Annotated in this window: 23 protein-coding genes, 1 tRNA gene and 2 pseudogenes; 12 read left to right on the top strand and 14 right to left on the bottom strand. The window is 57.5% G+C overall.

Annotation, left to right across the window (positions count from 1 at the left end; genetic code table 11):
* The first annotated feature begins 167 nt into the window (after nucleotides 1–167).
* The gene (locus tag FQ179_RS19640; protein WP_149399000.1) at nucleotides 168–1,400 is read left to right on the top strand and encodes a CaiB/BaiF CoA-transferase family protein; all 1,233 of its coding nucleotides are present in this window, start codon (nucleotides 168–170) and stop codon (nucleotides 1,398–1,400) included.
* A gap of 139 nt (nucleotides 1,401–1,539) precedes the next feature.
* Here the strand turns inward: FQ179_RS19640 and FQ179_RS19635 are convergent, their stop codons facing one another.
* The 3 genes and pseudogenes from FQ179_RS19635 to FQ179_RS19630 all read right to left on the bottom strand — a co-directional run.
* Nucleotides 1,540–1,986, bottom strand: coding sequence for a PaaI family thioesterase (locus FQ179_RS19635; RefSeq protein WP_149398999.1), 447 nt, complete (start codon nucleotides 1,984–1,986; stop codon nucleotides 1,540–1,542).
* Between the two features lie 107 nt (nucleotides 1,987–2,093).
* A pseudogene (locus FQ179_RS22820) lies at nucleotides 2,094–2,315 on the bottom strand (cytochrome c5 family protein); the annotation flags it as partial.
* A gap of 141 nt (nucleotides 2,316–2,456) precedes the next feature.
* Nucleotides 2,457–3,341: pseudogene (locus FQ179_RS19630) on the bottom strand (cytochrome c5 family protein); the annotation flags it as partial.
* A 254-nt stretch (nucleotides 3,342–3,595) separates the two neighbouring features.
* On the opposite strand from FQ179_RS19630, the gene FQ179_RS19625 reads away from it, so the two are divergent.
* Nucleotides 3,596–3,670: transfer RNA gene (locus FQ179_RS19625), tRNA-Arg, on the top strand.
* 151 nt (nucleotides 3,671–3,821) lie between these two features.
* On the opposite strand, the gene FQ179_RS19620 is transcribed toward FQ179_RS19625, so the two are convergent.
* Nucleotides 3,822–4,601, bottom strand: a complete 780-nt coding sequence (locus FQ179_RS19620; protein WP_149398998.1) for a helix-turn-helix transcriptional regulator — start codon at nucleotides 4,599–4,601, stop codon at nucleotides 3,822–3,824.
* Nucleotides 4,602–4,698: 97 nt separating this feature from the next.
* On the opposite strand from FQ179_RS19620, the gene FQ179_RS19615 reads away from it, so the two are divergent.
* Nucleotides 4,699–4,950: a hypothetical protein gene (locus FQ179_RS19615; RefSeq protein ID WP_149398997.1), complete on the top strand. Its 252-nt coding sequence runs from the start codon at nucleotides 4,699–4,701 to the stop codon at nucleotides 4,948–4,950.
* Nucleotides 4,951–5,042: 92 nt separating this feature from the next.
* Nucleotides 5,043–5,330, top strand: a complete 288-nt coding sequence (locus FQ179_RS22515) for a GNAT family N-acetyltransferase (protein ID WP_223146303.1) — start codon at nucleotides 5,043–5,045, stop codon at nucleotides 5,328–5,330.
* 335 nt (nucleotides 5,331–5,665) lie between these two features.
* On the opposite strand, the gene FQ179_RS19605 is transcribed toward FQ179_RS22515, so the two are convergent.
* A complete protein-coding gene (locus tag FQ179_RS19605) occupies nucleotides 5,666–8,569 on the bottom strand; it encodes a cation-translocating P-type ATPase (protein ID WP_149398996.1) in 2,904 nt (967 codons plus the stop codon).
* An 832-nt stretch (nucleotides 8,570–9,401) separates the two neighbouring features.
* Between FQ179_RS19605 and FQ179_RS22980 the strand changes: the two genes are divergently transcribed.
* Nucleotides 9,402–9,695 (top strand): hypothetical protein, encoded by a 294-nt coding sequence (locus FQ179_RS22980; protein ID WP_370459905.1) that lies wholly within the window; start codon nucleotides 9,402–9,404, stop codon nucleotides 9,693–9,695.
* Between the two features lie 196 nt (nucleotides 9,696–9,891).
* Here the strand turns inward: FQ179_RS22980 and FQ179_RS19595 are convergent, their stop codons facing one another.
* Nucleotides 9,892–10,797 carry a LysR family transcriptional regulator gene (locus FQ179_RS19595; protein ID WP_149398995.1) on the bottom strand — a complete coding sequence of 302 codons (906 nt, stop codon included), beginning with the start codon at nucleotides 10,795–10,797 and terminating at the stop codon, nucleotides 9,892–9,894.
* 313 nt (nucleotides 10,798–11,110) lie between these two features.
* On the opposite strand from FQ179_RS19595, the gene FQ179_RS22510 reads away from it, so the two are divergent.
* Both FQ179_RS22510 and FQ179_RS19585 read left to right on the top strand, forming a co-directional pair.
* A complete protein-coding gene (locus tag FQ179_RS22510) occupies nucleotides 11,111–11,275 on the top strand; it encodes a hypothetical protein (protein ID WP_223146302.1) in 165 nt (54 codons plus the stop codon).
* Between the two features lie 75 nt (nucleotides 11,276–11,350).
* Nucleotides 11,351–12,019: an FMN-dependent NADH-azoreductase gene (locus FQ179_RS19585; RefSeq protein ID WP_149398994.1), complete on the top strand. Its 669-nt coding sequence runs from the start codon at nucleotides 11,351–11,353 to the stop codon at nucleotides 12,017–12,019.
* A 20-nt stretch (nucleotides 12,020–12,039) separates the two neighbouring features.
* Here the strand turns inward: FQ179_RS19585 and FQ179_RS19580 are convergent, their stop codons facing one another.
* Complete coding sequence (locus FQ179_RS19580) at nucleotides 12,040–12,270, bottom strand: hypothetical protein (RefSeq protein WP_149398993.1); 231 nt, start codon at nucleotides 12,268–12,270, stop codon at nucleotides 12,040–12,042.
* Between the two features lie 109 nt (nucleotides 12,271–12,379).
* Nucleotides 12,380–12,682 (bottom strand): HigA family addiction module antitoxin, encoded by a 303-nt coding sequence (locus FQ179_RS19575; RefSeq protein WP_149398992.1) that lies wholly within the window; start codon nucleotides 12,680–12,682, stop codon nucleotides 12,380–12,382.
* A gap of 326 nt (nucleotides 12,683–13,008) precedes the next feature.
* On the opposite strand from FQ179_RS19575, the gene FQ179_RS19570 reads away from it, so the two are divergent.
* Complete coding sequence (locus tag FQ179_RS19570) at nucleotides 13,009–14,358, top strand: ABC transporter substrate-binding protein (RefSeq protein ID WP_149398991.1); 1,350 nt, start codon at nucleotides 13,009–13,011, stop codon at nucleotides 14,356–14,358.
* A 270-nt stretch (nucleotides 14,359–14,628) separates the two neighbouring features.
* Here FQ179_RS19570 and FQ179_RS19565 read toward each other — a convergent pair whose 3' ends face one another.
* Genes FQ179_RS19565 through FQ179_RS19550 form a run of 4 tightly spaced genes read right to left on the bottom strand, consistent with a single transcriptional unit; the run spans nucleotide 14,629 to nucleotide 18,443 of the window.
* Nucleotides 14,629–15,834: a branched-chain amino acid ABC transporter permease gene (locus FQ179_RS19565; protein WP_223146301.1), complete on the bottom strand. Its 1,206-nt coding sequence runs from the start codon at nucleotides 15,832–15,834 to the stop codon at nucleotides 14,629–14,631.
* Between the two features lie 12 nt (nucleotides 15,835–15,846).
* Nucleotides 15,847–16,953, bottom strand: a complete 1,107-nt coding sequence (locus FQ179_RS19560; protein ID WP_188074669.1) for a branched-chain amino acid ABC transporter permease — start codon at nucleotides 16,951–16,953, stop codon at nucleotides 15,847–15,849.
* Nucleotides 16,925–17,632, bottom strand: a complete 708-nt coding sequence (locus FQ179_RS19555; protein ID WP_149398989.1) for an ABC transporter ATP-binding protein — start codon at nucleotides 17,630–17,632, stop codon at nucleotides 16,925–16,927. Before FQ179_RS19555 ends, FQ179_RS19560 begins: the two co-directional genes overlap by 29 nt.
* Nucleotides 17,613–18,443 (bottom strand): ABC transporter ATP-binding protein, encoded by an 831-nt coding sequence (locus FQ179_RS19550; protein ID WP_223146300.1) that lies wholly within the window; start codon nucleotides 18,441–18,443, stop codon nucleotides 17,613–17,615. The genes FQ179_RS19555 and FQ179_RS19550 overlap by 20 nt, the downstream gene beginning before the upstream one ends.
* A 320-nt stretch (nucleotides 18,444–18,763) precedes the next feature.
* Between FQ179_RS19550 and FQ179_RS19545 the strand changes: the two genes are divergently transcribed.
* The 4 genes from FQ179_RS19545 to FQ179_RS19530 all read left to right on the top strand — a co-directional run bounded on the left by FQ179_RS19545 (nucleotide 18,764) and on the right by FQ179_RS19530 (nucleotide 22,586).
* Nucleotides 18,764–19,471: an HD domain-containing protein gene (locus FQ179_RS19545; protein ID WP_255475075.1), complete on the top strand. Its 708-nt coding sequence runs from the start codon at nucleotides 18,764–18,766 to the stop codon at nucleotides 19,469–19,471.
* Between the two features lie 427 nt (nucleotides 19,472–19,898).
* Nucleotides 19,899–21,740, top strand: coding sequence for a chloride channel protein (locus FQ179_RS19540; RefSeq protein WP_223146299.1), 1,842 nt, complete (start codon nucleotides 19,899–19,901; stop codon nucleotides 21,738–21,740).
* A gap of 100 nt (nucleotides 21,741–21,840) precedes the next feature.
* On the top strand, nucleotides 21,841–22,278 hold the full coding sequence (locus FQ179_RS19535; protein WP_149398988.1) for a hypothetical protein: 438 nt from the start codon (nucleotides 21,841–21,843) through the stop codon (nucleotides 22,276–22,278).
* A 5-nt stretch (nucleotides 22,279–22,283) separates the two neighbouring features.
* On the top strand, nucleotides 22,284–22,586 hold the full coding sequence (locus tag FQ179_RS19530) for a type II toxin-antitoxin system RelE/ParE family toxin (RefSeq protein ID WP_149398987.1): 303 nt from the start codon (nucleotides 22,284–22,286) through the stop codon (nucleotides 22,584–22,586).
* 33 nt (nucleotides 22,587–22,619) lie between these two features.
* On the opposite strand, the gene FQ179_RS19525 is transcribed toward FQ179_RS19530, so the two are convergent.
* Nucleotides 22,620–23,837 (bottom strand): sigma-54-dependent Fis family transcriptional regulator, encoded by a 1,218-nt coding sequence (locus FQ179_RS19525; protein WP_149398986.1) that lies wholly within the window; start codon nucleotides 23,835–23,837, stop codon nucleotides 22,620–22,622.
* Nucleotides 23,838–23,984: 147 nt separating this feature from the next.
* Nucleotides 23,985–24,491 carry an acetone carboxylase subunit gamma gene (locus FQ179_RS19520; RefSeq protein WP_149398985.1) on the bottom strand — a complete coding sequence of 169 codons (507 nt, stop codon included), beginning with the start codon at nucleotides 24,489–24,491 and terminating at the stop codon, nucleotides 23,985–23,987.
* Between the last annotated feature and the right edge of the window lie 44 nt (nucleotides 24,492–24,535).

Below are 24,535 nucleotides of genomic sequence, written 5' to 3'. Positions count from 1 at the left end.
ATAGGGTATACCCTAGATACTCACAAGGGTTTACCCTAGTAATTACGGGGTTTAGCGGATCTGTGGCCTGAAAGGCACGCATTGTTAGCCTAGTCTCAAATCGCGTAATGCTGCACCGCACGATCTAATCAGGCAAAATAGCAGCTTTTATTCACTTCTATATATTTATGTCGTCTCCACGCCCCGCCCCGTTAACTGGCATCAAAGTACTCGATCTCACCCGCGTTCTTGCTGGCCCCTGGTGTACCCAGAATCTGGCAGATCTGGGCGCCGAGGTCATCAAGATTGAGCGCCCCGGCAGTGGTGACGACACCAGAGGGTGGGGCCCCCCGTACCTGAAAGACCCGCAAGGTGTCGATACCTCAGAGGCGGCTTACTATTCTTGTGCCAATCGCAATAAGCTGTCTGTCGCGCTCGACATCGCCAGCCCCCGAGGTGCAGAGCTGGTGCGCCAGCTTGCGTTGCAGTGCGACATTCTGGTTGAAAATTTCAAGGTCGGAGGCCTGAAAAAATACGGTCTGGATTACGAAAGCATTAAGGCCATCAACCCCGCGCTTATCTATTGTTCTATTACGGGCTTTGGGCAAACCGGCCCGTATGCCAGCCGGCCCGGGTACGATTTTATGATCCAGGGCATGGGCGGGCTAATGAGTATTACCGGTGAGCGCGATGACCTGCCCGGCGGTGGCCCTCAAAAGGCTGGTGTGGCTGTGGCTGACCTTATGACCGGCATGTACGCCACTGTGGGCATTATGGCTGCGTTGCATGAGCGCGGGCGTAGTGGTTTGGGGCAACACGTCGATATGGCCTTGCTCGACTGTCAGGTGGCTATGCTGGCCAACCAGAACCTGAACTACCTGACTTCAGGGGTATCGCCACAGCGTGCAGGCAATGCCCATCAGAACCTGGTGCCTTATCAAGTATTTGCGGCCGCTGACGGGCACTTGATCGTGGCTGTGGGCAACGACACGCAGTTCAGGGCTTATTGCGGGGTCATTGGCCGCGCAGGCCTGGCCGACGATGTACGATTTTCGACCAACTCTAACCGAGTGATCAATCGCGAAACACTGGTTCCACTGCTGACCGAAGCCATGAAGTTGCAGGCGCGTGATTATTGGCTTGAGGCGCTGGAACGCGCGGGAGTGCCAGCTGGCCCAATCAATACCATTGAGCAGGTTTACAACAACCCTCAGGTAAAGGCGCGAGAAATGCTGCGCCATCTGCCACACCCGCTGGCTGGCAAGGCACCAGTTGGCGCCAGCCCGCTAAAGCTTTCTGAAAGCCCAGTCGAGTACCGTCACGCCGCGCCGCTGTTGGGCGAGCATACAGAGCAGGTGTTGAGCGGCTGGCTTGGTTTGCCGCCAGAAGAAATACAGACTTTGCTAGGGCGCGAACGCTAAAGACACTGGGCTGCGTGCGCAGCGTATGCTGCGTTAGACCAAGCCCAAGGGTCTCGCTAATGTTGCTGCAGCTCGGCAGATAAGGTATCTGGAGCGGCGCTGCAACCAGAGGGCGTAAGCGCTCTGGATGCAGAAAGCCTTAGTCTTTATTGAGCGCGACCAGCTTGAAGACGGCTCGGGCAGTACATACTTCTACGTCGTTGGCGTCTTTGACGCTGCCTTCGCAGAAAACAATACTGCGTCCGCGACGCAATGGGCGCGCCTCGAACACGAGGTCAGTGCGTGCCACATTCAGAAAATGGGTCGACATGTCGATAGTCACCACTCCATAACTGAGTGGGTCGTGTGAACGTGCGGCCGCACTTAGAATGAAGTCGAGCACGCTCATCATGGTGCCGCCATGTACATCGCCCCGGCTGTTGGTCAAGTTTGCATTCAAGGGCAGCCGTGCGCGGGCATAGCCCGGCTCTATATGCTCGGGCTGAAGGCCGAGATAGCGCATGAATGGAACTTCAAAACCAAAATAAGTGTCTTTTTCGAACTGCAAGGTAGCAGCCTCTGGAGCGGTCAAAGTGTCTGTGAGCATAACGATAAAGTTAAACGGCGGCTACAGGAGCCGCCGTGTGTCGTGGTGTGGGCCTTTGGTGGTACTACAAGGCCAGCATTGCAGGTAGTGGTAAGCCGCCGAAGCGTTTACTGCGCAGCTTGAGCCATATAGTGAACGGCAGCGGACATTTGTTCGTCGGTGGCTTGTGAGCCACCACGTGGAGGCATAGCACCCACGCCGCTGATGGCCTTGGCTACCATGGTGTCTACGCCGGTTTCAATGTACTTGGCCCAGACGGCTTTGTCGCCAAACTTGGGGGCCCCTGCAACGCCAGTGTCGTGACAGGCAAAGCAGACCGATTTGTACAGCTTTTCACCGGCAGGGTCGACGGCGGCAGTTTCTTTGGTGGGTGCCGCTGCAGCGGCAGGTGCTTCAGCTTTCGCTTCAGGCTTTTCCGCAGCAGGCTTTTCAGCAGGGGCAGCTGCGGCGGCAAGCTTGCTTGGGTCGACAGCGTGAACAATATAGTGGACGGCAGCGGTCATTTGTTCGTCGGTGGCTTGTGAACCACCGCGCGGAGGCATGGCGCCTACGCCCTTGATAGCATTGGCCACCATGGTGTCTACGCCAGTATCAAGATACTTGGACCAAGCGTCTTTATCGCCAAATTTAGGAGCACCGGCAACACCCGTGTCGTGACAGGCAAAACACACTGATTTGTACAGCTTTTCACCGGCAGGATCAACGGCAGCTGTTTCCTTAGCAGGCGCGGCTGCGACGGCAGGCGCTGCGGCTTTAGCTTCAGTTTTCTGCGCTGCGGGCGCGGGTGCAGCAGCGGCTGCTGCGGGTGCTTTTTCTTCGGCCTTGTCACCAGCAGGCGCTGGTTCTTTGGGCTCGTCAAACGAAGCGCCAGACTTGTTTACCATGTATACAACGGCGCGCTCGACTTCGAAGTCATCCAGCGAAGGGTTGCCGCCCTTGGGTGGCATGGCGTTTATGCCATGAATGGCTGCATGGATAAGGTCTTCGTACCCTTTTTTGATGAAGGGTGCCCAGGCTTCTTTGTCGCCCAACTTGGGAGCGCCAGCTACGCCGGCTGTATGACAGGCTGTACAGGTGGACTCGAACACTTGCTGACCGGTTTTGAACTCTTTGGGTGCGTTGGCGTCAACCAGGCTAAAGTCAGCCACGGGTTTGATGCGGTTGGCAATGGCCTCTTCACTTAGCGAGTCGGAACCTGCGCCGCCGCGTGATGTCGAAGCAACGAGGTGTGTCAGCAGAATGATTACTGCAATCGGTATGATGAACGCCAGAATGACGGTAACAATAAGCTGTTTGGGCGTTTTAATGAGGCCTTCAGATTGCGTTTCTTCGACGTGCTCTTCCGTATTATTCATAATCGAATCCTGCGTGTTCCTGTTTGAGGGGCATCAAGGCCTGAACGTTGAATGTGGCGTACGATCGGGTAGAAACGCCGCAGGTGTCGCCTGCATCCAAAGTTTCAGTATTCCCCGAATGAGGCATTATAGCGACTGTACCGCATCGATGCATGTTTGGGCGTATACAGCCGCGCTCCGGATGCCAGAGTTAGCGCAGCCGCGACACGATACCGCCCGATGCTTTTCTGTAAACACGGTACAATAGCGACCCTGCGCCCGTAGTTCAATGGATAGAATGAGAGTCTCCGAAGCTCTAGATACAGGTTCGATTCCTGTCGGGCGCGCCAGATGTTTTAAAAGAGCAGCCTTAGGGCTGCTCTTTTTGTGGCTCCTTATCTCCGGTGGGCTCCATCGATGAGATAACGTGACCAATTAAATAGATCATAAGGGTCAGAGCCCATGGGTGCATCGCTGTCACGTCTCTTAAGCAAGCCTCGATCAACGCATTAAGCCGTTATACCGTCCAGGTGTCACACCAAAAACCCGTTTAAATAAGGCAATGAAGGCGCTGACGTTGTCGTAGCCCAGTTCTAGCGCGATCGCTGTCACGGACCTGCCGACCGCCAGCATTTCCAACGCCTTCAGCAGCCGCACACGCTGACGCCATTCAGTAAAGCTGAATCCCGTCTCTGCGACGAATCGCCGTGTCAGCGTGCGCGGCGCGACGCCTGCCCACTGCGCCCATTCCTTCATGTGGCGGCTGTCATGGGGACTATCCGACAGCGCTTCAGCAATCTTCAGCAGTCGAGCGTCTTGTGGCATGGGCAAGCCAAGGGGCACTTGGGGCAAGGTGCGAATTTCGTCGAGAATGACGGCGACCAACCGGGTTTGGGCAGCGCTAAAAGTCTGGCCCGGCCATGACGCCGCTCGCATCACCGCCTCGCGCAGCAGGCCCGATACGGCGAGGATGCAGGGTTTCTCAGGAAGCTCGGCGCAGGCAGAGACGGCGAGGTACAAACTCCAACCTGAAAAAGGCCCATGCGAACGTATGCTATGCGGAACATCAGGTGGGATCCAGACGGCGTGCGTGGCTGGCACCACCCACCGGCTACGGCCAGTATCGACCGATAGTAGTCCGTGTGCTGCACCCAGTAGTTGCCCGCGCGCATGGCGGTGGCTGTGCGTCACGCGCACCGAACCTGACGACCGCGCTACGGCCAGTAGAGGTGGCCCTTCGTTGGAATTAGCCAGGGTTGGCGAAATCAAAGAAATAGCCATGATTGGCCTTGAACGACTATTAAATGTCTTTTATACCGTACCTAGGCCGGATATGCGTGTCTATGATGGAGGGACTGTTAATTTCAAGGAGATAGTAATGCGAGCCGAAGACATCCTGTCAGACGATCAGGATCAGCTTGAACGTGGTGGCGTGGTCATCCGCAAGGGAACGGTCGCGGCCTTCATGGCCAACGCCAGGATTTGGTGTGATCCAGGGGCTGACGCTGCGCAGCGCCAGAGCGCCGAGCGCGACATTCGGGATGCCTTACCGGGCTTGCGCGCCCTGGGTGTGTTTGATGTGTTCGCTGTTACTAACGCCGATCTGAGACGGTTACTTGAAACGCAATGAGCGCTGTGCGCAAGACTTTTGCACGCCCAGTCTCTATCTTTAAAGAGTGCTAGAAAGGGAAAGCTAATTAATAATCGAACATGTACAAGGCAATGAGCAATACAGAACAACTTCGCACGTTTCAAAAAAAAGATATTGAATGGCTGCATACCTGGTTTGAAGATGCAGAGGTGAAAAGGCGTCTTGAACGGATGATGCCTTTTGACGATTGGTTTCGTTTTGCGGATGAGAATGAAAACTACCGGGTATGGGCGGCGTTAAAGGAAGGTAAGCCTGTCGGCGTTGTCATGGTTGAAATTGAAGAAGATTTAACCGGGAACATTGCTCTTTTAGTCGATCCGTTATTGCGCGGAAGGGGATACGGAAAAGCGCTCATCTAAAGGACGATGGAATCGCCTGAAATGAGCCAGATCAATAAATGGTTTGCCGGAATAGAAGAGGACAACAAGCGGTGCTTAGCTTGCTTCCGATCCGTCGGATACTCATTGGAATACGTCCAGCCGGACGAGGACGGTTACTACTCTCTTATATATGTCGCGGAATCTTAAACCTCGCTCTTTCTAGCATTGTTGCAACGCGAATAGCTTGTCGCTTGGAATTACTGAAAGCTTCATGCATGCTAGCTTTCGGGAGGCCACGCCCGACGACAGTTTGTGGCAGACGTCCCCAGCGCCCCAGCAACTCGGCGTTCGACCTTGCTCGCAGCGCTCGACCGCTAAGCCCAGAGGCGTCGTCCTAGCTTTCGCAATTCACCGAACCACAATACCCCGCTGGCCAACACTACGCACACTCCCCACTGGCCAGCGGACAGCGGCACGGTGCCGAAGGCGAGATTGAGAAACGGTAAATGCACGACCGCGACCTGCAGCAAGGCCGACAAGGTAATAGCGCCCCACAACCAGCGGTTGGAGAACGCGGCGCTGAACGCAGATGCAGTTTCGGAGCGGGCATTGAAGCAGTTGAAAAGCTGGGTCAGCACCAGCACCGTGAAGGCCGCCGTGCGAGCGAGTTCCACGCTGTGCGGGCCGGTCCCTACCCAGGCCGGTATCGGCTCGAACACGCCGCCGGGCAGGAACAGGTCCAGAGCCAGCAGGGACAGCACCGCCATCACGACTCCAAGCTCGGCCGCACCCAAGCCCATGCGGGCGTCGATTACACGCTGGCTGCGCGGCCTTGGGTTGCGGGCCATCACGTCCTCGCTGATGGGGTCCACACCCATGGCCAGCGCCGGCCCGGTGTCGGTGATCAGATTGATCCACAGGATTTGCGTGGCCAGCAGCGGCAGCACTACGGCCCCGCCCGTGCTGGTCGCCGTAGCCGTCAGGCCGATGACCCCGGCACCGACCACACCCAGAAAGACTGTCAGCACTTCTGCGATGTTCGACGACAGTAGGTAGCGCAGGAATTTGCGGATGTTGTCCAGCACACCCCGCCCTTCGCGCACCGCTCGCACGATGGTGGCAAAGTTGTCATCGGCCAGCACCATGCGGGCAGCTTCCTTCGTCACTTCTGTACCTGCCACACCCATGGCAATACCGATGTCGGCGGCCTTCAGGGCCGGTGCGTCATTGACACCGTCGCCCGTCATCGCCACCACATTGCCGGCCGCTTGCAACGCTGTAACGATGCGCAACTTGTGCCTGGGCGACACGCGCGCGAAGACTGAGGTCTGCTGTGCCGCTGTGTCGAATGCCGCGTCGTCCAGCGCATCGAGCTCCATTCCCGTCAGCACTGCGGCTCCGGCTTCGACGATGCCCAGATCAGCCGCTATGCGTGCGGCCGTGCGCGGGTGGTCGCCGGTGATCATGATCACGCGAATCCCTGCCCGACGTGCCTGATCGATGGCGACTGCAGCCTCGGCACGCGGCGGGTCGATAATGCCCACCGTGCCGATGTAGACTAGGTCCTGTTCCAGCGCGGCCGCATCATCGGCGTCGTTCGGAATCTGCACGTCTGCCGCCAGAGTGCGGCGCGCCACGGCGAGTGTGCGCAGCGCGGCGTCGGTCATCGTGTCCACGTCGGCCAGGATGCGTGTGCGCGTCGCGTCGTCGAGTGCCACCGCCTTGCTGCCTAGCAGCACCTGCGTGCAATGTGCGAGCAGCACGTCGGGCGCGCCTTTGGTGAAAAGCACATGCGTGTCAGCGTCGGCATGGTTCACCTCCAGCGTGGACATCATCTTGCGCTTCGAGGTGAACGGGATCTCTCCGATGCGCTCGTATTGGTCCTTGCGTTTGGCTGGCTCATCACTGCTGCCCAGCTTGCGCGCAGCCACTAGGAAGGCCGCCTCGGTCGGGTCGCCCTGCACGATCCAAGTCCCCGCGTCGTCCTGCTGGAGCTCGGCGTTGCCTGCCAGGCAACCACCACGTAGCACGGCGATCAGTTCGTCGCGCTGCGGCCCCTTACCAAGTTCCTTCTTGTCCGTCAGATCGGCACCACTGCTTTCTGCCCGCCCCTCGGGCGCATAGCCCACGCCGGTGATGTCACTGCGACCTGATGCTGTCATCACGCGCTGGATCGTCATCTCGCCGCGAGTGAGCGTGCCGGTTTTGTCGGAGGCGATGATCGAGGCCGATCCCAGCGTCTCCACTGACGCCAGTTTCTTGACGATGGCATGGTGGCGCGCCATACGGCGAACGCCCATTGCAAGCACTACCGAAAGGATAGCGGGCAGCCCCTCGGGCACCGCGGCCACGGCCAGCGAGACGCCCAGCAGCAGCACTTGCACCACGTCGGCCATGCCATGGATGTCGGAGATGAGCAGGGTGGTGGCTACCACCACTGCAGCAATCACCACTGCAGCGATGCCAAGCACCTTGCCCAGGTAGGCGATCTCGCCTTGCAACGGAGTCGGCATATCGGGCGTGGTGTCCAGCAGCGTAGCGATGCCACCCATCTCGGTGGCCATGCCGGTGGCGATGACGACGGCATGTCCGGTACCTTGGGCAATGGCGGTGCCCTTGAAAACCATGTTGAGCCGGTCACCTAGTGCCGCTGGCGCCGGTAGCGGCGCGGCGTCTTTCAGCACCGCCTCGCTCTCGCCCGTGAGTGAGGCCTCCAGCACGCGCAGCGCAGCGGCCTGCGTCAGGCGCGCGTCTGCGCCCACCGCGTCGCCTTCGGCCAACACCAGCAGGTCGCCCTTGACCAGTTCGGCACTCGGCACACGTGCCACGGCGCCGCCGCGCAGCACGGCCGATGTGGCGATGGTCATTTTCGCCAACGCCGCGACGGCTTGCGCTGCCTTGGCCTCCTGTAGCCAGCCTAGCACCGCGTTCAATAACACTACGGCGGCGATGACGATGGCGTCTAGTGGCCAGCCTGCCACGCCGCCTTCACCGCGGCCGTCGAACCACCAGGCGGCCAAAGCCACCGCCGCCGCCGCACCCAACAAATAGACCAGCGGATCTTGCAACTGCGCCAGGGCGCGACGCCATGCGGGTACGGGGGGCAGGGCGCGCAATTCGTTGCGGCCGTCTGCCAACAGTCGCCTGGCGGCTTCCTCGGCGCTGAGGCCCTGTTCCAGGTCGGCGCCGAGTGCCAGCGCCAACTCGGTGCTGTCAATCAGCGACGGATCGTTGGGCCGTTCGGCGAGTTTCTTCGACTGCATATTCTTTTCAGTCATGCGACCGCCTTCTGTAACAGACCCAACAGGCGGGCAGTGTGGTGAGTGATCTGCTCATCTTACTGAGATGAGGCCCTGCGCACGGCGCGGCGCCGGCCCCTCGAGAATGAGTTGGCGGCGCGCCATCGAGCGTGCATTTTTCGGAACTCGTCCGGTGCGAGGGTGGCAGGCATCGCGGCTCTTGAAATTGGCAGTTGCCTAATTAATTAGAGCACGAAGCAAGGCTCGCGGTCTTCGCGCTGACGAACACCGCAGATCAGCCGGTCAAATCGGCTGGTCGTCGTATTCGCTGCAGGTGCCTCGACGTCTCAAGATCGTCTTGAGCAAGGGCGATATTCGCGCCTGTGTGGCGTCCAGACTCACCGAAATAGGTCCTTTTCAGCTGGGATTGAAGCGTGGGCAGGTATGGAGTCGGGCGGCCAAAGCGACCATACGCTAGCCTTGATGAGGCAGCAATTTTTGCGTGCTCTGAAGCTCAGCCTGTTGAGTTACAGCGTGGTTCAACACCAAGTGAAATTCCAACCTGATGAGTATGCAGTTCTGATCTATATTCAATATCCATAAAACGTGCATTGAATTGTGCTCATCCGTCGCTGGTTAAGATGGCATTAAAGCGCCGCCAGTTAGCTATTCGTTAGAGCCAGGAGACAAATGGTTATGCATCAAATCTTCGTTTACGCAGACTCGTTAAGCTGGGGCATCATTCCAGATACCCGTCGACGGTTCAACTTTGACCAGCGATGGCCGGGAATCGTTGAACTACAGTTGCGAAAAAACGGCATCGAGGCTCGGGTCATTGAGGATTGCCTTAACGGACGCCGCACAGTCTGGGATGATCCGTACAAGCCAGGTCGCAATGGACTTGAGGGTATCGAACAGAGAGTCGAATCCTCCGCCAATTCAAAAAGCCAAAGGCAAAATCACGCTAAAGTTTGAGGGGGCGGAGACCAAGGCTGCTGGGCTTGCCGAGGCAATTAAACAGATGGCGGAAGAGAACAGTTGCCATTTCTTTGATGCAGGGTCGGTAACGTCAACCAGTCGAGTAGACGGCGTGCACCTTGATGAAGATCAACATGCAGTTTTGGGGCGCGCCCTCACAGAAGAGATAGGTCGATTGCTATCATGAGACTGGCGTCTGGTTTAGGCGTTGTACGCCTGTGCTTGGCGGCATTAGTCTCAAGCAGGTGTTGGCTATTTGAAAATATCGTCCAATCCATCTCGTTGCTGAGCCTGGGGCTGCGTTTTAGTCGCTTCGATAAAGTCTTGATCTGGCGTTGATAATGTGTCGGGCCACCCCCCGTTGTCGGGTGCACTTTCAAGCGCTAGTTAATGAGGCGACTTTGTAAATCTTCCAGCAGCCAGCTTCCTCCACGCCCCAACGGACGGTCGCGGACATGGGCGGCATAGATCGGCAGCGCTCCCGTCGGTGAGATCCCCTCGTCAGTGATGTCCAGCTTCACCAGTCGGCCGTCTGTCAGATACGGCTCAATGATGAAGAGCGGCATTTTGCACCAGCCAAACCCGGCAAGCAGAAAGTCGAGCCGACGTCCTAGATCGACAAAACGCCAGATCCGACTGCTGATGACCCCGTGGCTCGGACCATCGATGCCGTGAACATCGGACAGCACCAGTTGCACGTGAGCTTCGAGATCGGCCCTGTCCAGTTTTCGATCGAGGCGTACGAGCTGGTGGTCGGCTGCGGCTACCGGCACAAGGTTGAGATCCATGAGGGGATAGGCCATCAGATCGTCAGGTACGGACGGCAGTAAAAGACAGAAGGCCAGCGACGCGGACTCATCCCGCAGGCGCCGCTCGGCGCCACCTATGCCTTCGGTAGAAAAGGAGACCGACAAGTTTGGGAATGTGTCGCGAAGTGCGCGCAGACTGTCGATGAGTGGCGCGGTCGGAACCAATGGATCGATCGCCAGGACGAGCGCCGGCTCAAGACCGGTGCGCGTTCCAGCCGCGATGGCCTCGAAACGAGACGCGCTGGCGAGCGTCATACGCGCCTGGTCAACAAGCACACGGCCCACGGCCGTCAATGTCGGTTTCTGGCGAGAGCGATCAAACAGCTCAACCCCCTGGATATCCTCCAGCGTCTTCATCGCCTGGCTGATCGCGGACTGGACCCGGCCAAGCGAGCGGCCTGCGGCCGAAAAGCTCCCCGCGTCGCTGATCGTCACCAACACACGCAGTTGATCAAGCGTAAGCCTGCCTATCAAAGCCATCTCCTTGAGTGATGGAAACCATCATAATTTAATCGCTTCCGCCGATAGATTACAGCTTTTATAGTGTCCCCATGCAACCTACATACTCTATCAACCACGGCGGCGGCCCCTCCTTATTCCTGAAGTCCGGAACCATGCGAGCCGTTTGGAAGCCGCTTGAGGACTACCTCGACACGTTTGCCTCCACACTTAAAGAACGGCCGCTTGCACTCGTCGTTATCTCGGGTCACAGGGAGGAGCCGATCTCAAAGCCGAGGCATTCGACGCCTGGCTGCGGCAAAGCATCGCCGCGACAGCGACGCGTGATCAATCGTTGATCGACTGGGAGAGTGCGCCGGGCGCACGCGACGCGCAGCCTCGAGAGGACCATTTCCTGCCGCTGATGGTTGCCGCTGGTGCGGCCTCGGACGAGGAGGCCATCGTCGACTTCCGCGGTGTCGTACTCGGTAAACCCATCTCCGGCTTTCGCTTCGGCTGACTCGTCGCACCGTTGTCATCGAACAGCACAAATACCGTGCAGTTTCCACAACCTGAATTACCAAGGATTTTCTCTATGCCCACCCTTCTTGTTGTTGAATCCAGCCCGCGCGGCGAGCACTCCATGTCCCGCGGACTTACCAAGATGTTTGTCGAGGAATGGGTGAAGACTCATCCTGGCGGAAACGTAGTCGAGCGAGATTTGATGGAGAGCAATCTCCCGTTCGTGACCATGCCGTGGCTCGGCGCCTATTTCACTCCGGACGAACAGCAAACTCCTGAAATGAAGGAAACTCTGCATCTTTCTGACGAGCTGGTCAGCGAGATCCTAGCCGCCGACCACATCGTCATTGCTACACCGGTTTACAACTACAACGTTCCCGCCGTTCTTAAGGCCTACATTGACCACATCGTGCGCAAGGGCAAGACGCTCGGCTTTGCCGGCGAAGGCCTGGTTCACGGCAAGGCCTGCACTATCCTGATGGCATCGGGTGGGGTCTACACCGAGGGATCTCCGATCCGCGACCGGGATATTGCTACCAATTACCTGCGACTGATCCTTAGGGTGATCGGTATCGAAGACGTCACGGTTGTCGCCGGCGGTAACGCGAAGTCCGTCGATATGGGCGAGATCACACGCGACGCGTTTCTGCAGAAATTCGTCACGGAAGTGACCGAGGCTGCGGCCAACGTCGGGCGGCAGCTCGACCGCATTGCGTCCAGAACTCTGATCACTTCCGCTTAATCAAGCTGCTGAGCCCGGGGCTACGTTTTGGTTGCTTCGACAACGTTTTGATCTGGCGTAGACGATGTGTCGAGCCTCGGCCACTTGTCGGGTGCATGTTTAAGCGCATCCTGCCGCGCCTCTTGCTCGTCTATCGCGATTTGATCGGCGATTTGCTCCTTTGTTGTTGCAACAACCCGGGCAAGATCAACCCGTCCTTTTGGTCGTGAGTCGGGCTCCGCCAGGTCAATTTTCACTCGTACTGTTTTCATAGTAGAAGACCTCACGTTGACTGGCCTTCCAGGCCAAAAGGGCATTCAGATCTCATGGGGCAAGATATAGCGCATCTGTTGCAGGAATTAGCGTTTCGTTGATGGATGTTTAAACATGCTCCAACGGCTGTATCTCTTTGAGAATGCGCTGGACGACCTGCTTATCGACTGATTTCAGATCATAGGCCTGCTGCAGGTTCAGCCAAGAGTTTGCGTCACCGTCAAAGAACGCCGCTAGCCGCAGTGCCGTGTCCGGTGTAATGCCACGACGCTCTCGTACGATTTCGTTCATACGAGTCGCCGGCACGTGTAGATACTTGGACAAGGCATTGACGCTTATGCCAAGGGGGGCCAGGTATTCCTCGCGCAAGACTTCGCCCGGGTGAATCGGGCGCATACCATTTTTGATCATGATGGACTCCGTTTCAGTATTAGCTGACGCTTTCGACTTGCTCTGAACCTTCAGACATTGTCTGCAAGCCTGCAACGCGAGCAATGCGCTTGCCCTCATGAAGCTTTGGACATCCTCACGTTGTACCAATACCTGCTTGAATCCCGGATTGACATCAGACAAGTAAGACTATGTAATGAAGCTAGTTTCCATGGGTCATTGCTTTTGATACCCAGGCCCGCACGAGACTGTTCAATCAGTACCCCATCCGGGTGCCAGACTCCAATGCGTGCGAGCTTTTCGCGTTTGCCTGCCATCCAGTCAGTCAACAGAAAGGAGACAACTACATGTCTGATCGAATCCCTTCCGCACAATCACGCCGTCATTTTCTGCAGTCCGTCGGGGCCGCTGGCGGCGTCGCAGTGCTCGGCGGCGTGCTTCCATTGCACCGTGCACTGGCTGCGGGCGCGCCGCCGGCCATCATCTTGGGGCAGATTGCACCCATGACAGGCTCTGCTGCCGAATTTGGCCCGTACTATCGCGACGCCGTCCAGCTCGCCGTCGACCAGATCAATATGGCGGCCAAAGAAGTGTTTGGTGGTCCCATTATCGCCAAGCACCTGACGGCCGATAGTGCCACCTTGCCCACCGTGGGCGTTCAAGCTGCCCGTCAGATGATCGACACCCAGAAGACACCCGTCATCATCAACGGTTGGTCCAGCGGGGTGACTGTGGCTGTTGCAACGTCTGCCACCATTCCTGCTGGCGTTCTGCAAATCGGCAACGGCACCACGTCCCCGCTGGTAACGGTATTGCCGGCCGACGCCAAAGCCGACCTGCTGTTTCGCACCAGTGCTTCGGATGCAATGCAGGGTGTCGTGGCCGCCCAGTTCGTCAACGGCGAATTCGACCCAAACTACAAGTTCAAGCGTGTTTCTACCATTTACATCAACAACCCTTACGGGCAGGGTCTGTCCAACGCGTTTACCAATGCCTTCAAGAAGCGTGGCGGCACGGTTTTGGCCGAAGTGCCCCACCCCGAAGAAGTGCAGCCCACCTACAAATCCATGCTGTCCCAGGCCTTGAAGGACAAGCCTGACCTGCTCATCATCGTTAGCTATCCGGCGCACACCATTGCCATCTGCAAGGAATCCCGCGACAGCTTCAATTTCACCAACTGGCAATTCACCGACGGCAACGCCAGCATCGACATCATCAAGGAGGTCGGTGAGAAGGACATGGACGGACGCTACGGTACCGCGCCTGGCGAAGACACCAGCACCCAGTCGTACAAGGACTTCTCCAAGAACTTCCTGTCGACCTACAAATATGACCATTTCCCGCCCTTCACCACCTGCTCTTATGATGCAGGCATGGTTGCGGGGCTGGCCATGGCTGCTGTGGTTGCTGCGGGCGCAACCGACGCGTCGAAAATCACGGGTACGGTACTGCGCGACCAGCTGCGCAAGGTCGCCAACCCCCCGGGCGAAATGATCGATGGTGGTGATCAGGCTCGGGTTACCGAGATGTTGAAAGCCCTGAAAGCCGGAAAGGAAATCAACTACAACGGGGCAGCTGGCCCCTGCGATTTCGACAAGAACGGCGATGTCATCACGCCGGTCAATATCTGGAAGTACTCGGGTGACAAAATCGAGACCGTGAAGATGATCCCTGCCAAGGACATCCCGGAAGCATAATTACTGCTTTCTGTATGGGGAAAGGCCACGCAAGTGGCCTTTTTCAATGGTGGCGTCTTCCAATGCGACCCAGATTTCGGCGCGCACCTGCGCTTCGGTCTACCAAGGTTTCGGTCCGTTCCTGTGCTTTGATCTACCTAACGTTTCGGTGTGCACCTACGCTCCGGTCTACCCACGATTTGGCCCGTTCCTGCGCGTAGATCTGCCCCAGGTCTCGACCGCTGTCGGTATGGACGGTCAAGCCCGGCGGGAGCGCGACCGTGCACAGGTTTAATCTTCGGGCACGTCGCTCAAGAAGCGGGACACGCGCTTTTTCTCTGGCAGGATGCCTTGCGGGCGATACAGCACGATGATGGCCAGCAGCAGCCCCACAAAAGCCCAGCGCAAAAAGGACATGCGCGAAGCCACATCGGGTGCGACGCCCTGCAGGGCCGTCTGCAGGTAATCGGTGACAAAACCTGTGCCGCTCCAGACGGCCCAGATAACGAAGGCCCCCAAGATGGCGCCCTTGTTGTTGCCACTTCCGCCCAGCATGAGCATCACCCAGACCAGAAAGGTCGCAAACAGCGGCTTGAAGTGGCTGTAGTCTATGGTGACCATGTAGGGCGCATACAGGGCTCCGGCCACGCCCATGACGACGGTACCCAGCACAAAGGACTGCACGCGCAGCGATTTAACATGCTTGCCATTCATGGCAGCGGAGTCTTCTTCGTCACGTACCGCGCGCAAAGCCCGCCCCCACGGCGAGCGCACCATGGACTCGAGAACCATGTACACCACGGCCAGGCTGACGGTTACGATCACCAGATACAAATAGCTGTAGTCGCCGGGCTGCATGATCGAGAGCACACGGTTCAGCCCATCGGGCAACCAGCTGCAGCCGCCGCTGTCAAACACGCAAGACAGGGGCTGGGGGATGCCGGACAGCGGTTGTGGCCCGTTGGCCAGCCAGCGTTCATTCTGAAAGATGAGCCGAATGATCTCGGCGATGCCCAGCGTGGCAATGGCCAGGAAGTCAGCACGCAGATGCAGGATGGGCTGCGCGATCAGGTAGCCCAACAGGCCCGCTAAGATGCCTGCGGCCATAACACCCACCAAAAAGGGCGCATTCAGGCCGAACCACTGCTGGGCATACGCCGCCATCACGCCTGAGGGTGGAGAGGTGACGAAAAGCGCCATCGTGAAGGCGCCCATGGCAAAGAAGCCGGCGATCCCGAAGTTCAGGTGCCCGTTGTACCCCCATTGCGCATTCAGGCCCAGCGACAGGATGGAGTAGATGGTCGCCATGATGGAGAAAGACACCAGGTAATCCATGGCGCCTGGCGCCCATGCCGCAATGCCGAAGGCCAGCACGCAGCCCAGGGCGACTGCCGCCGGCAGACGCGCAAGCCAGCGCCAGCGCGAAAACAGCAGACATCCCAACAGAGTGGCTGGAACCAGCAGGAAACAGGCCTTGAGCACATGCAATGAGTCCATGGCGCATAGCTCCTAGTGTTGAGCGAACAGACCCTGGGGCCGCATCAGCAGCACCAGAACCATCAGGATGAAAGCGACCGCTGGGCCATAAGCCGGATTCATGAAGGCAGAGGTTAGCTGCATGGCCACGCCGATGATGATGGAACCCACCAACGCGCCCCACGCACTGCCGATCCCACCCATGATGACACCCGCAAAGATGGGCAGCAGCAATACGAAGCCCATGTCTGGGCGCATCTGTGACGCTAGGCCATACATGACGCCGCCAATGGCGGCCAAGCCCGCACCGATGGACCATGTCCAGGCGATCACCTGCTCAGTATTGATGCCGCGCACTTGAGCCAGATCGGGATTGTCTGCTGTGGCCCGCATGGCCTTGCCAATACGTGTGCGGGTCAGCATCCAATACAGCATCACCACCAGGACGATGGCCAGAGCAAAGACAAAGAGCTGGTCAGCCTGCAGGCGCAAGCCAAAAGGCAGGTACAGCGCCGGATTGGCACGACCGGAATAATAGAAATGGTAGTCTGACCCCCAAATCAGATAAACGATGCCTCGCAGCAAAAACTCCATACCCAGCGACGCCATGGCCAGCAGGACCAGCGGCGACTGGTGCTTGCGTAGCGGCCGGTACAGCACGCGATCGATCACGACGGCCACGATGGCCGTGACGACGGCTGACAGCAGCAAGCCGATGACCAATTCCCAGCCGAAGGAAAAAAGCCAGATTGGATTGGACTTCGGTAGAACCAGAATCACCCCGTAGGTGACGTAAGCCCCCAGGGTGAGAAATTCGCCATGAGCGAAATTGGGGAATTTCAGGACGCCGTAACACAGGGTGAGCCCGATGCCGCCCAGGGCGATGATACCGCCCAGCATCACGCCCCAAGCCGTCAGGGACAGCATTTCTTCGGTGCTGGTGCCGGAATACCAACCGCCGATCCACATGGCGATCAGAATTAGCAGCAGCACGGTGCCTACAAAACGACTGCTGCGCGCGCCACCGGAATCCCGCGCATCGACGGTAGGGGTATCGGCTTCGTCCTGGGTAGCCACGTCTGCCGTAGATTGCGCTGAATCGACCATTAAATCATCCCCCAAGATAAAGACGCCCGACATTGGGGTCGTCGAGCAGAGAGCCGCCCGTGCCTTCCTGGCGATTTTCGCCATTGGCCAGTACATAACCACGATGGGCCATGCTCAGGGATTGCCGCGCATTTTGCTCGACCATCAGCACACCAATGCCACTTTTATTGATTCTTGCAATGCGTTCGAAGATTTCATCCACCAGCTTGGGCGACAGAGCCGCCGTGGGCTCGTCGAGCAGCAGTAGCTTAGGGTTCATCATCAGGGCGCTGCCCATGGCAACCATTTGTCGTTCGCCGCCGGACATCTTGCCGGCCACCTGACGGCGGCGCTCGCGCAGCTTAGGGAACATTGCATAGACGCGGCTCTTGCTTTCTGTCAGGTCGGCCGAACCCAGTGGAAACGCACCCATTTCCAGGTTTTCTTCTACTGTGAGTGATGTGAAGACGTTGGCCACCTGCGGCACGTAGCACATGCCCAGCCGCACGATGCGGTGTGGCGCCACGTGCGTGATGTCGTGCCCATCGAAGGAGATTGACCCCTGACGCGGATGCAGCAGGCCGAAGATTGTCTTCATCAGGGTGGATTTGCCGGCCCCGTTAGGCCCGATTATGGATACGACTTCGTGGGATTCCACGACGATGGATACGCTGCGCAAAATTTCGGTGTCACCGTACCCTGCGGTGATCGAGTCAACCTGCAGCAGCGGCATATTGCCCCCCCAGATAGGCTTCGAGCACGGCCGTGTTGCTACGCACTGACTCTGGATCGCCTTCGGCGAGCTTGCGGCCTTCGCTCATGACGATGACAGGATTGCACAAGCTCATGACCATGTTCATATCGTGCTCGATGAGCAGGAACGTGATGCCGCGTTCGCGGGACAAGTACTGGATGTTCTGGATAATGGCCTGCAGCAGGGTGCGGTTAACGCCCGCAGCCGGTTCATCCAGCAGGATGATCCGTGGATCGGCCATCAGTGTGCGGCCCATTTCCAGGAGCTTCTTCTGGCCGCCGGACAGGTTGGCCGCGTATTCATTCTGCACATGGGTCAGCTGCAGATACTCCAGAACTTCGCGAGCCTTCTCCAGATTGTGCGATTCCTCGACCCGGATTTTTCTGCCGTGAAACAGAGCGTTCCACCAGCGTTCACCCGATTGCCCTGTTGGCACCAGCAGCAAATTTTCTAGCACGCTGAGCGAGCCGTGTTCGCGCGGTATCTGGAAAGTGCGGCACAGGCCCCGGGCGAAGATCTGATCGGGCCGCAAATGGCCTATGTCTTCGCCATCGAGCAGGATTCGCCCTGAATCGGGAGGAATGAAGCCAGTAATAAGGTTGAATACGGTGGTCTTGCCTGCGCCATTGGGGCCGATCAGACCGGTGATGGTGCCCTGTTCGACACGAAAGGAGCAATGATCGACGGCACGCAGGCCACCAAATCTTTTCGCAAGATCGCGAACCTCGAGCAGACAGGGGCCCTGGCCAGTGGACCCAGCCGGCGGAGAAGATGCTGCCGTGTCTGTCACCCATGCCTCCTGCAGACCGTGCGTTTCAAATTGTGAAATCAGGTTATCACAGCACTGGTGCGAGCCGTATGCGGACAATTCCCTAGTAAGCTCGTTGGATGACGCATGCGCGCCAGTTAGGTTTGTCCGCCCCGCACTCGAAGAGCGGGCATCGGGTGCTGATGAAGCGTGAAGTTGCTTCGGCCATCCCATTTTCCTGTCACTGAAAAGCCGTGACGGCGCAGACGCAGTGGAAAGGTAAAATCGATCACGATCTCGCCGTGGCCTAATTCGCACGTGCATACGGCATGCCTCGCAGCTCAACACCAAGGACGGCTTCAATGACAAGCACTGATATGAAGTTGGACGAATTTTCAGATATTGCCCGCTTGTTTTTCGAACACAGGCAATTGGCATCAAAAATAATTCCCTTTGCAATAGACGCAAAATCCAACGATGGCGCACATGACTTAGCTCATATTGCGCGTGTTTGGGCTAATGCAAGAAGAATAGCCGAGGTTGAAGGCGGCGATCTTGAAGTTATTGTTGCTGCGGTTATTTTGCATGATTGCGTCGCGGTTGAAAAAAACTCGCCGTTACGCAAGAAGGCTTCGTTTCTTGCAGCAGAGCGTGCAACAGAGATATTGCAGAGTATTGGCTGGAGCGATGATCGTTGCTCATTAGTGGCTCATGCCATACAGGCACATAGTTTTTCAGCAGACGTAAAGCCTCAGCCTTTGGAGGCTTGCATTGTGCAGGATGCAGACAGGCTTGATGCCATTGGGCTTATCGGGGTAGCGCGCTGTTTTTATACGGCTGGCCGCATGGGCACTGAACTCTATAATGTTTCTGATCCAAAAGGTGATAGCAGAGAGCTTCAAGACCGATGCTTCGCTCTGGATCACTTTCCAGCCAAGCTATTAAAACTCAGCGCAAACTTTCGTACAAAACAAGGGGCGAAGATAGCCCGGCTGCGCCATCAATTATTAATTGATTTCTATAATGGTTTTCTTGATGAACTCGCTGGCAATGGTTGTGTAGATAGCTGAGGTGTTTTTTATGTCCCGCCCCTGCAAACAATGCACACACACCGGGCATTGCGATGACCTGGGTGCGCTCGGGCATTATCACTAAAAAATGAAGATGGCTTACTGCGAAGAGCAGGGGCATAATATTTATGTCGAAACACTTGGGGCACACCACTCACCAGGTTTTGTTGCGTGACTATTCAGGTACTTATCAGTACAGCGACACGATGTGCTCGCGGGGTCTTGCACCTTCCTCTCTTACGGCACTCGAATAAATCATTGTGTCGTGCATAGTCCAGTGGCGAAGGGCGATGTTTTTGGGGCTACAAAAGAACCCATCGAGCGACAACGCCTCACACCAGGAAAGCCGAGTTTTTACCGATAAAGGTGTTCAGGGCAACCTGAGGAGCCACCTCTGCTAAACCGCTTTTTTTGCAGGGAGGACCGGGTGTATAAGCGCTTCGACGCAGTGCGGGCCAACTTGTTCCGTGAGACGCGGGCCGAGATCGCCACTGCAGCGCTGGCGGTGGCGATGGGAGTCATTGCCGGTCTCGGTGCGGTGGGCTTTCGCAAACTCATCGGGATATTCCACAACCTGTTTTTCTACGGTCGCTTCGACACGGTCTACGACAATCTGCAGCACAGCCTTCCCAGCACCTGGGGCGTCTTTTTCATCCTGGCACCGGTGGTCGGTGCGCTGATCGTAACCTTTTTAGTCAATCATTTCGCGCCAGGAGCCAAGGGTCATGGCATACCCGAAGTCATCGATGCGGTGTATTTCAAACGCGGTGTGATCCGTGCGCCGGTGGTGCTGATCAAGGCATTGGCTTCGTCGATTTCGATTGGTTCCGGTGGTTCTGTGGGGCGTGAAGGGCCGATCGTGCAGATCGGTGCGGCGTTCGGCTCGCGGCTTGCACTGTGGATGAAGATTCCCGAATGGCAGCGCTTGGTGCTGATCGCCTGTGGTGGTGGCGCTGGTATCGCCGCAACCTTCAATACCCCACTTGGCGGGGTGTTGTTTGCCGCCGAACTGCTGCTGGTGGAAATCAGCGCACGTACGTTAATCCCGGTGATGATTGCGAGCGGTACTGCAAGCCTGATTGGTCTGGCGTTTTTCGGCGATAGTGCGTCTTTCGTGATGCCGCCGTTGATGCTGTCGCATCCAGCAGCCATACCGGGGCTGGAACTGCTCAGCTACATTCTGATGGGGTTGCTGACCGGTATCGCGGGCATGCTCTATATCCGCTCCATCTACTGGTTTGAGGACTTGTTCAAGCACATTCCTGGCAAGGGTTACCTGCGGCATGCGCTGGGTATGTTGCTGATTGGCGTGCTGATGTACTTGATGCTCCGATACACGGGGCACTACTACACCGAAGGTGTTGGTTACGCCACGGTGCAGGACGCCCTTGATGGCACGTTGACCATGGGCTGGCTGGCCCTGCTGCTGGCAGTGCTGAAGGTGCTGGCGACATCGCTAACCCTGGGCTCGGGGGCATCGGGTGGTGTGTTTTCTCCGTCGTTGTATATTGGCGCCATGCTGGGTGCAGCGTTCGCGGCCGGCGTGCACGCGCTGGTCCCCGGCGCCAGTATTACCATAGGTACGGCGGCAGTCATCGGCATGGCCTGCATGGTCGGTGCCACCACGGGTGCGGCGGTGACAGCGGTGGTGATGACCTTCGAGATGACGCGCGACTATCACGTGATCATTCCGCTGATCATTAGCGTTTCAATGGCCTATGCAATGCGTCGGCTGTTGCTGGCTGACACGGTGTACACCATGAAGCTGACGCGACGTGGGCAGCACATTACAACCGCAATCCAGAGTCAGTTGTACCTGACGCGGCTGGCACTGGAGTTTATCAATGCACCATTCTTGTGTCTGGACGCAGACGCCATCCTCGGCGATGCCTTGGAGCGCTGGCATCGGCTGCACAAGACGCCGCGCGTCGTGCTGCTCGATGGAGAAATACTGGTGGGGATAGTGCCAGCGCATGCTCTGCGGGCCGCCGTTGACAGTGGTGTGGCCCGTTCCACCCCGCTGCGGGAACTCGCCGATCTCAAGCCTGTTGTGGTGGAATCGACCATCCAGGTATTCGACCTGGTTTCGCTATTGCGGCGGCAACGCGCTCACAACGCCTTGATGACCCGTGACGGGACAGTGGCGGGGCCAGACAGCGTGCTGGGAGTGGTGACATGGGAGGATCTAGTCGAAAATGTCAATTTGGCCGGTAGCCTCGACTTAGGCAATGAGGTGCCGAAGCCTCCAGATCAGTCCACACCACCATAGTCAGCTCCGGGGTGGAAGGGGGCGGTAGGGTGTTTGCATCTCTCCTTGATTTCATGCACAATAAAACAAGGATACATGGTTAATAAATAAGGAGCCAGACATGCAAAGCATGACCCTGGAGCAGCTCCGCGCTGCGAATAACGCTGGCGGTGTGTCAGGCGTTACATTGAAGGGGCAGGGCGGGTCGTTTCTCGTTCAGATTGACACTCGTAGCGGTTCGGGTGCCTTGCTGTCCAAAGCCCGCAGCATCGAGCCGCGCCGCTTCGGCACTCCCTTGGCCGCCTTGAATGTGCTGCGAGCTATTGGTATCACGGTAGGCCAATTTGACGCCAGCGAATACGACCCGGCCGATAAGAAGCACGACATACGTAACCGCGGCAGGGCCAACGCCATGCGCGGAGCACACGAAGCGGCCGCCTATAACCAGTGGCTGGTTAACGAGATTCAAGCATCCATTGATGACCCTCGGGCGAGCATTCCGCACGATGAGGTGATCGCCGAGATGGATGCGAATATTGCTGGCCTGTCAAAGAAATAACGCGCATGACGGCCAGACCTTATCGCATTGAATGGCGACCCATGGCACGTGATGACTTGCGCGCCATCGTGCGTTACATCGGCAAAGACAGCCCTAAGCGAGCCAAGAGTTTCGGGCAGGAGTTGCGCGACAAGACCAAGACCCTTGCACAGCATCCGGAGCTTGGCCGGCATGGCCGTCCGGGCTTGCCAGAGTGGTTGCGCGAATTAGTCGTGCATCCGAACTACATCGTTTTTTATCGTGTACTGCCAGATGCCCGCACCGTTCAAATTTTAAGGGTGAAGCACGCGGCACAACAAACGCCGTAATGACCAAAACCGGTGCGCGACGAATAGAAACCATCACAACACCCGTCGCGACAAACCATAACGCCCCATTTTGAAGTAAAGCGTGCTCTTGGCGATATTCAGTTTTTTTGCAGCCAGGGTCAAATTGCCGCTACAGGCCGTGATGGCCTGTTGAATTAGCAAGCGCTCGCCTTGTTCCATGCTGATGACATTGTTGTAAAGCGCGGGCTCGCAGCCCTCATGGCTAGCTCGCACTATTTCTGGCGGCAACATGTCGCGCATGAGGGTGCAGCCGTTACTCAAGAGCCTGGCGCTTTCAAGCACATTGCGAAGTTCTCGCACATTGCCTGGCCAGGAATAGGCCTGCAAGGCTTGCATGGCCGCGTCGTCGATGCCGGCGGATGGCAGCGCGTGTTCGCGGCAGAACTGATGCCAGAAATGGTGGGCAAGCAATGAGATGTCGCCATCCCGGTTGCGCAGCGGGGGTATGTGCAGCGTGAATACCGCAATGCGATAGAAGAGATCCAGGCGGAAGCGTCCGGCTTGGGCTTCTTGGCGCAGATCGCGATTTGTGGCGGCAACAAGGCGAAATGTCACGTTACGGGGCACCGTTTCGCCGACACGATATAGTTCTTTTTGCTCCAGCACACGAAGCAGATGGGCTTGCATTTCAAGCGGCATTTCTCCGATTTCGTCCAGAAACAATGTGCCGCCGCTGGCAGCCTCGATTTTGCCGGGCATGCCTCCCTTGCGCGCACCAGTAAATGCGCCGTCTCCATAGCCAAACAGTTCGCTGGCCAGCAGATCACGCGGCAAGCCGCCGCAATTGATGGCCACAAATGGTCCGCCGGTGTGCAGGCCACGTGCGAAAAGCTCCTTGCCCACACCGGTTTCGCCATGCAGCAGAACAGGTGCGTGTGCATTGCGCATTCCTTGTGCACGCGTGACCAGCTCGAGCATGGCCGGGTCTGCGCTGACAAGCTCAGCCCATCCCTGATGTTTTTCAGGATTAGTGAGTGCGCGCAATGGTGCAGGTTTGGCACGGTTGGCCTCACTTCGCATGGCGAACTGGTCTTGGTGTGCGGGTGTTGAATCTTGCTGTGGATGCGGCGCAACCGTGGCGTTGCGGCAGCACTGCCAGGCAGTATCCGCGATATTGCGCCGTGGCTGCGGGGCAGGCCTGTGTGCCTCGCGCAGTAGAACCTCCCAGGCGTTCACTATGTCAGACTCTGCGCCTGGTTCAGGATGAAACTGGTTGCCCGGATCTGCCATATCTGCCCTTAGTTAGGATGGCGCGCCCTGTCGCCTTGGCAAGCGCGAGGACGCGCAACAGAGGGTTGATGGAGATAAATATTATCGATCCCGCAGATTAATTTCCATACTGAAGCCACAGAAAAACGTAACCAAATACACCTGTGCTCAATCGACCCGCTCGGGCAAGGGAATACGCAACCACTCCTTGTAAAACGTATCAACATCTGGCTCGAAATCATGTATGACCGGATACCATGGCGTGGGTGCTTCAACGTCGAGCATGGCGGCGCATTGGGGGCAGTAGTATTCGCGGTACACCTGCCATTGCGTGTCTGGTGCCATCAGCGCCGGATACACCTCTTTCATGGCCTGCTCATTCTCACGCACGTAGATGTGTGCGTGCAGTTTCCAGTTTTCTTTCCAATCGCACAATACATGGCCGCAACCGCATTTGACCTGCCATTTTTTTGTTTTGGCGCACTGTGCGATATAGAGCTGTGGCCCCAGTGGAAGGACAATCAGGTCGTCCCAATCTACCTTCTGCTGCAGTGCCGCCAGATACTGCTGGAACCGTTCTGCATCCTTGGGCATGGCGAGCATACGCATGGTGGTGTCCCAGTCCAGCTTTCCATCCACGAGCTTGCCGATTTGCTCTTGCGTGTACTGTGTCATTGTCTGTCTCCTTGCTGGTTTTTTGTTTGCCTCTGTGAGCGCAG

This window comes from Pusillimonas sp. ANT_WB101 (assembly GCF_008369125.1).
GTDB lineage: Bacteria > Pseudomonadota > Gammaproteobacteria > Burkholderiales > Burkholderiaceae_B > Allopusillimonas.
The sequence above is the reverse complement of the archived record's forward strand: the minus strand, read 5'-3'. Positions and strand labels throughout refer to the sequence as shown.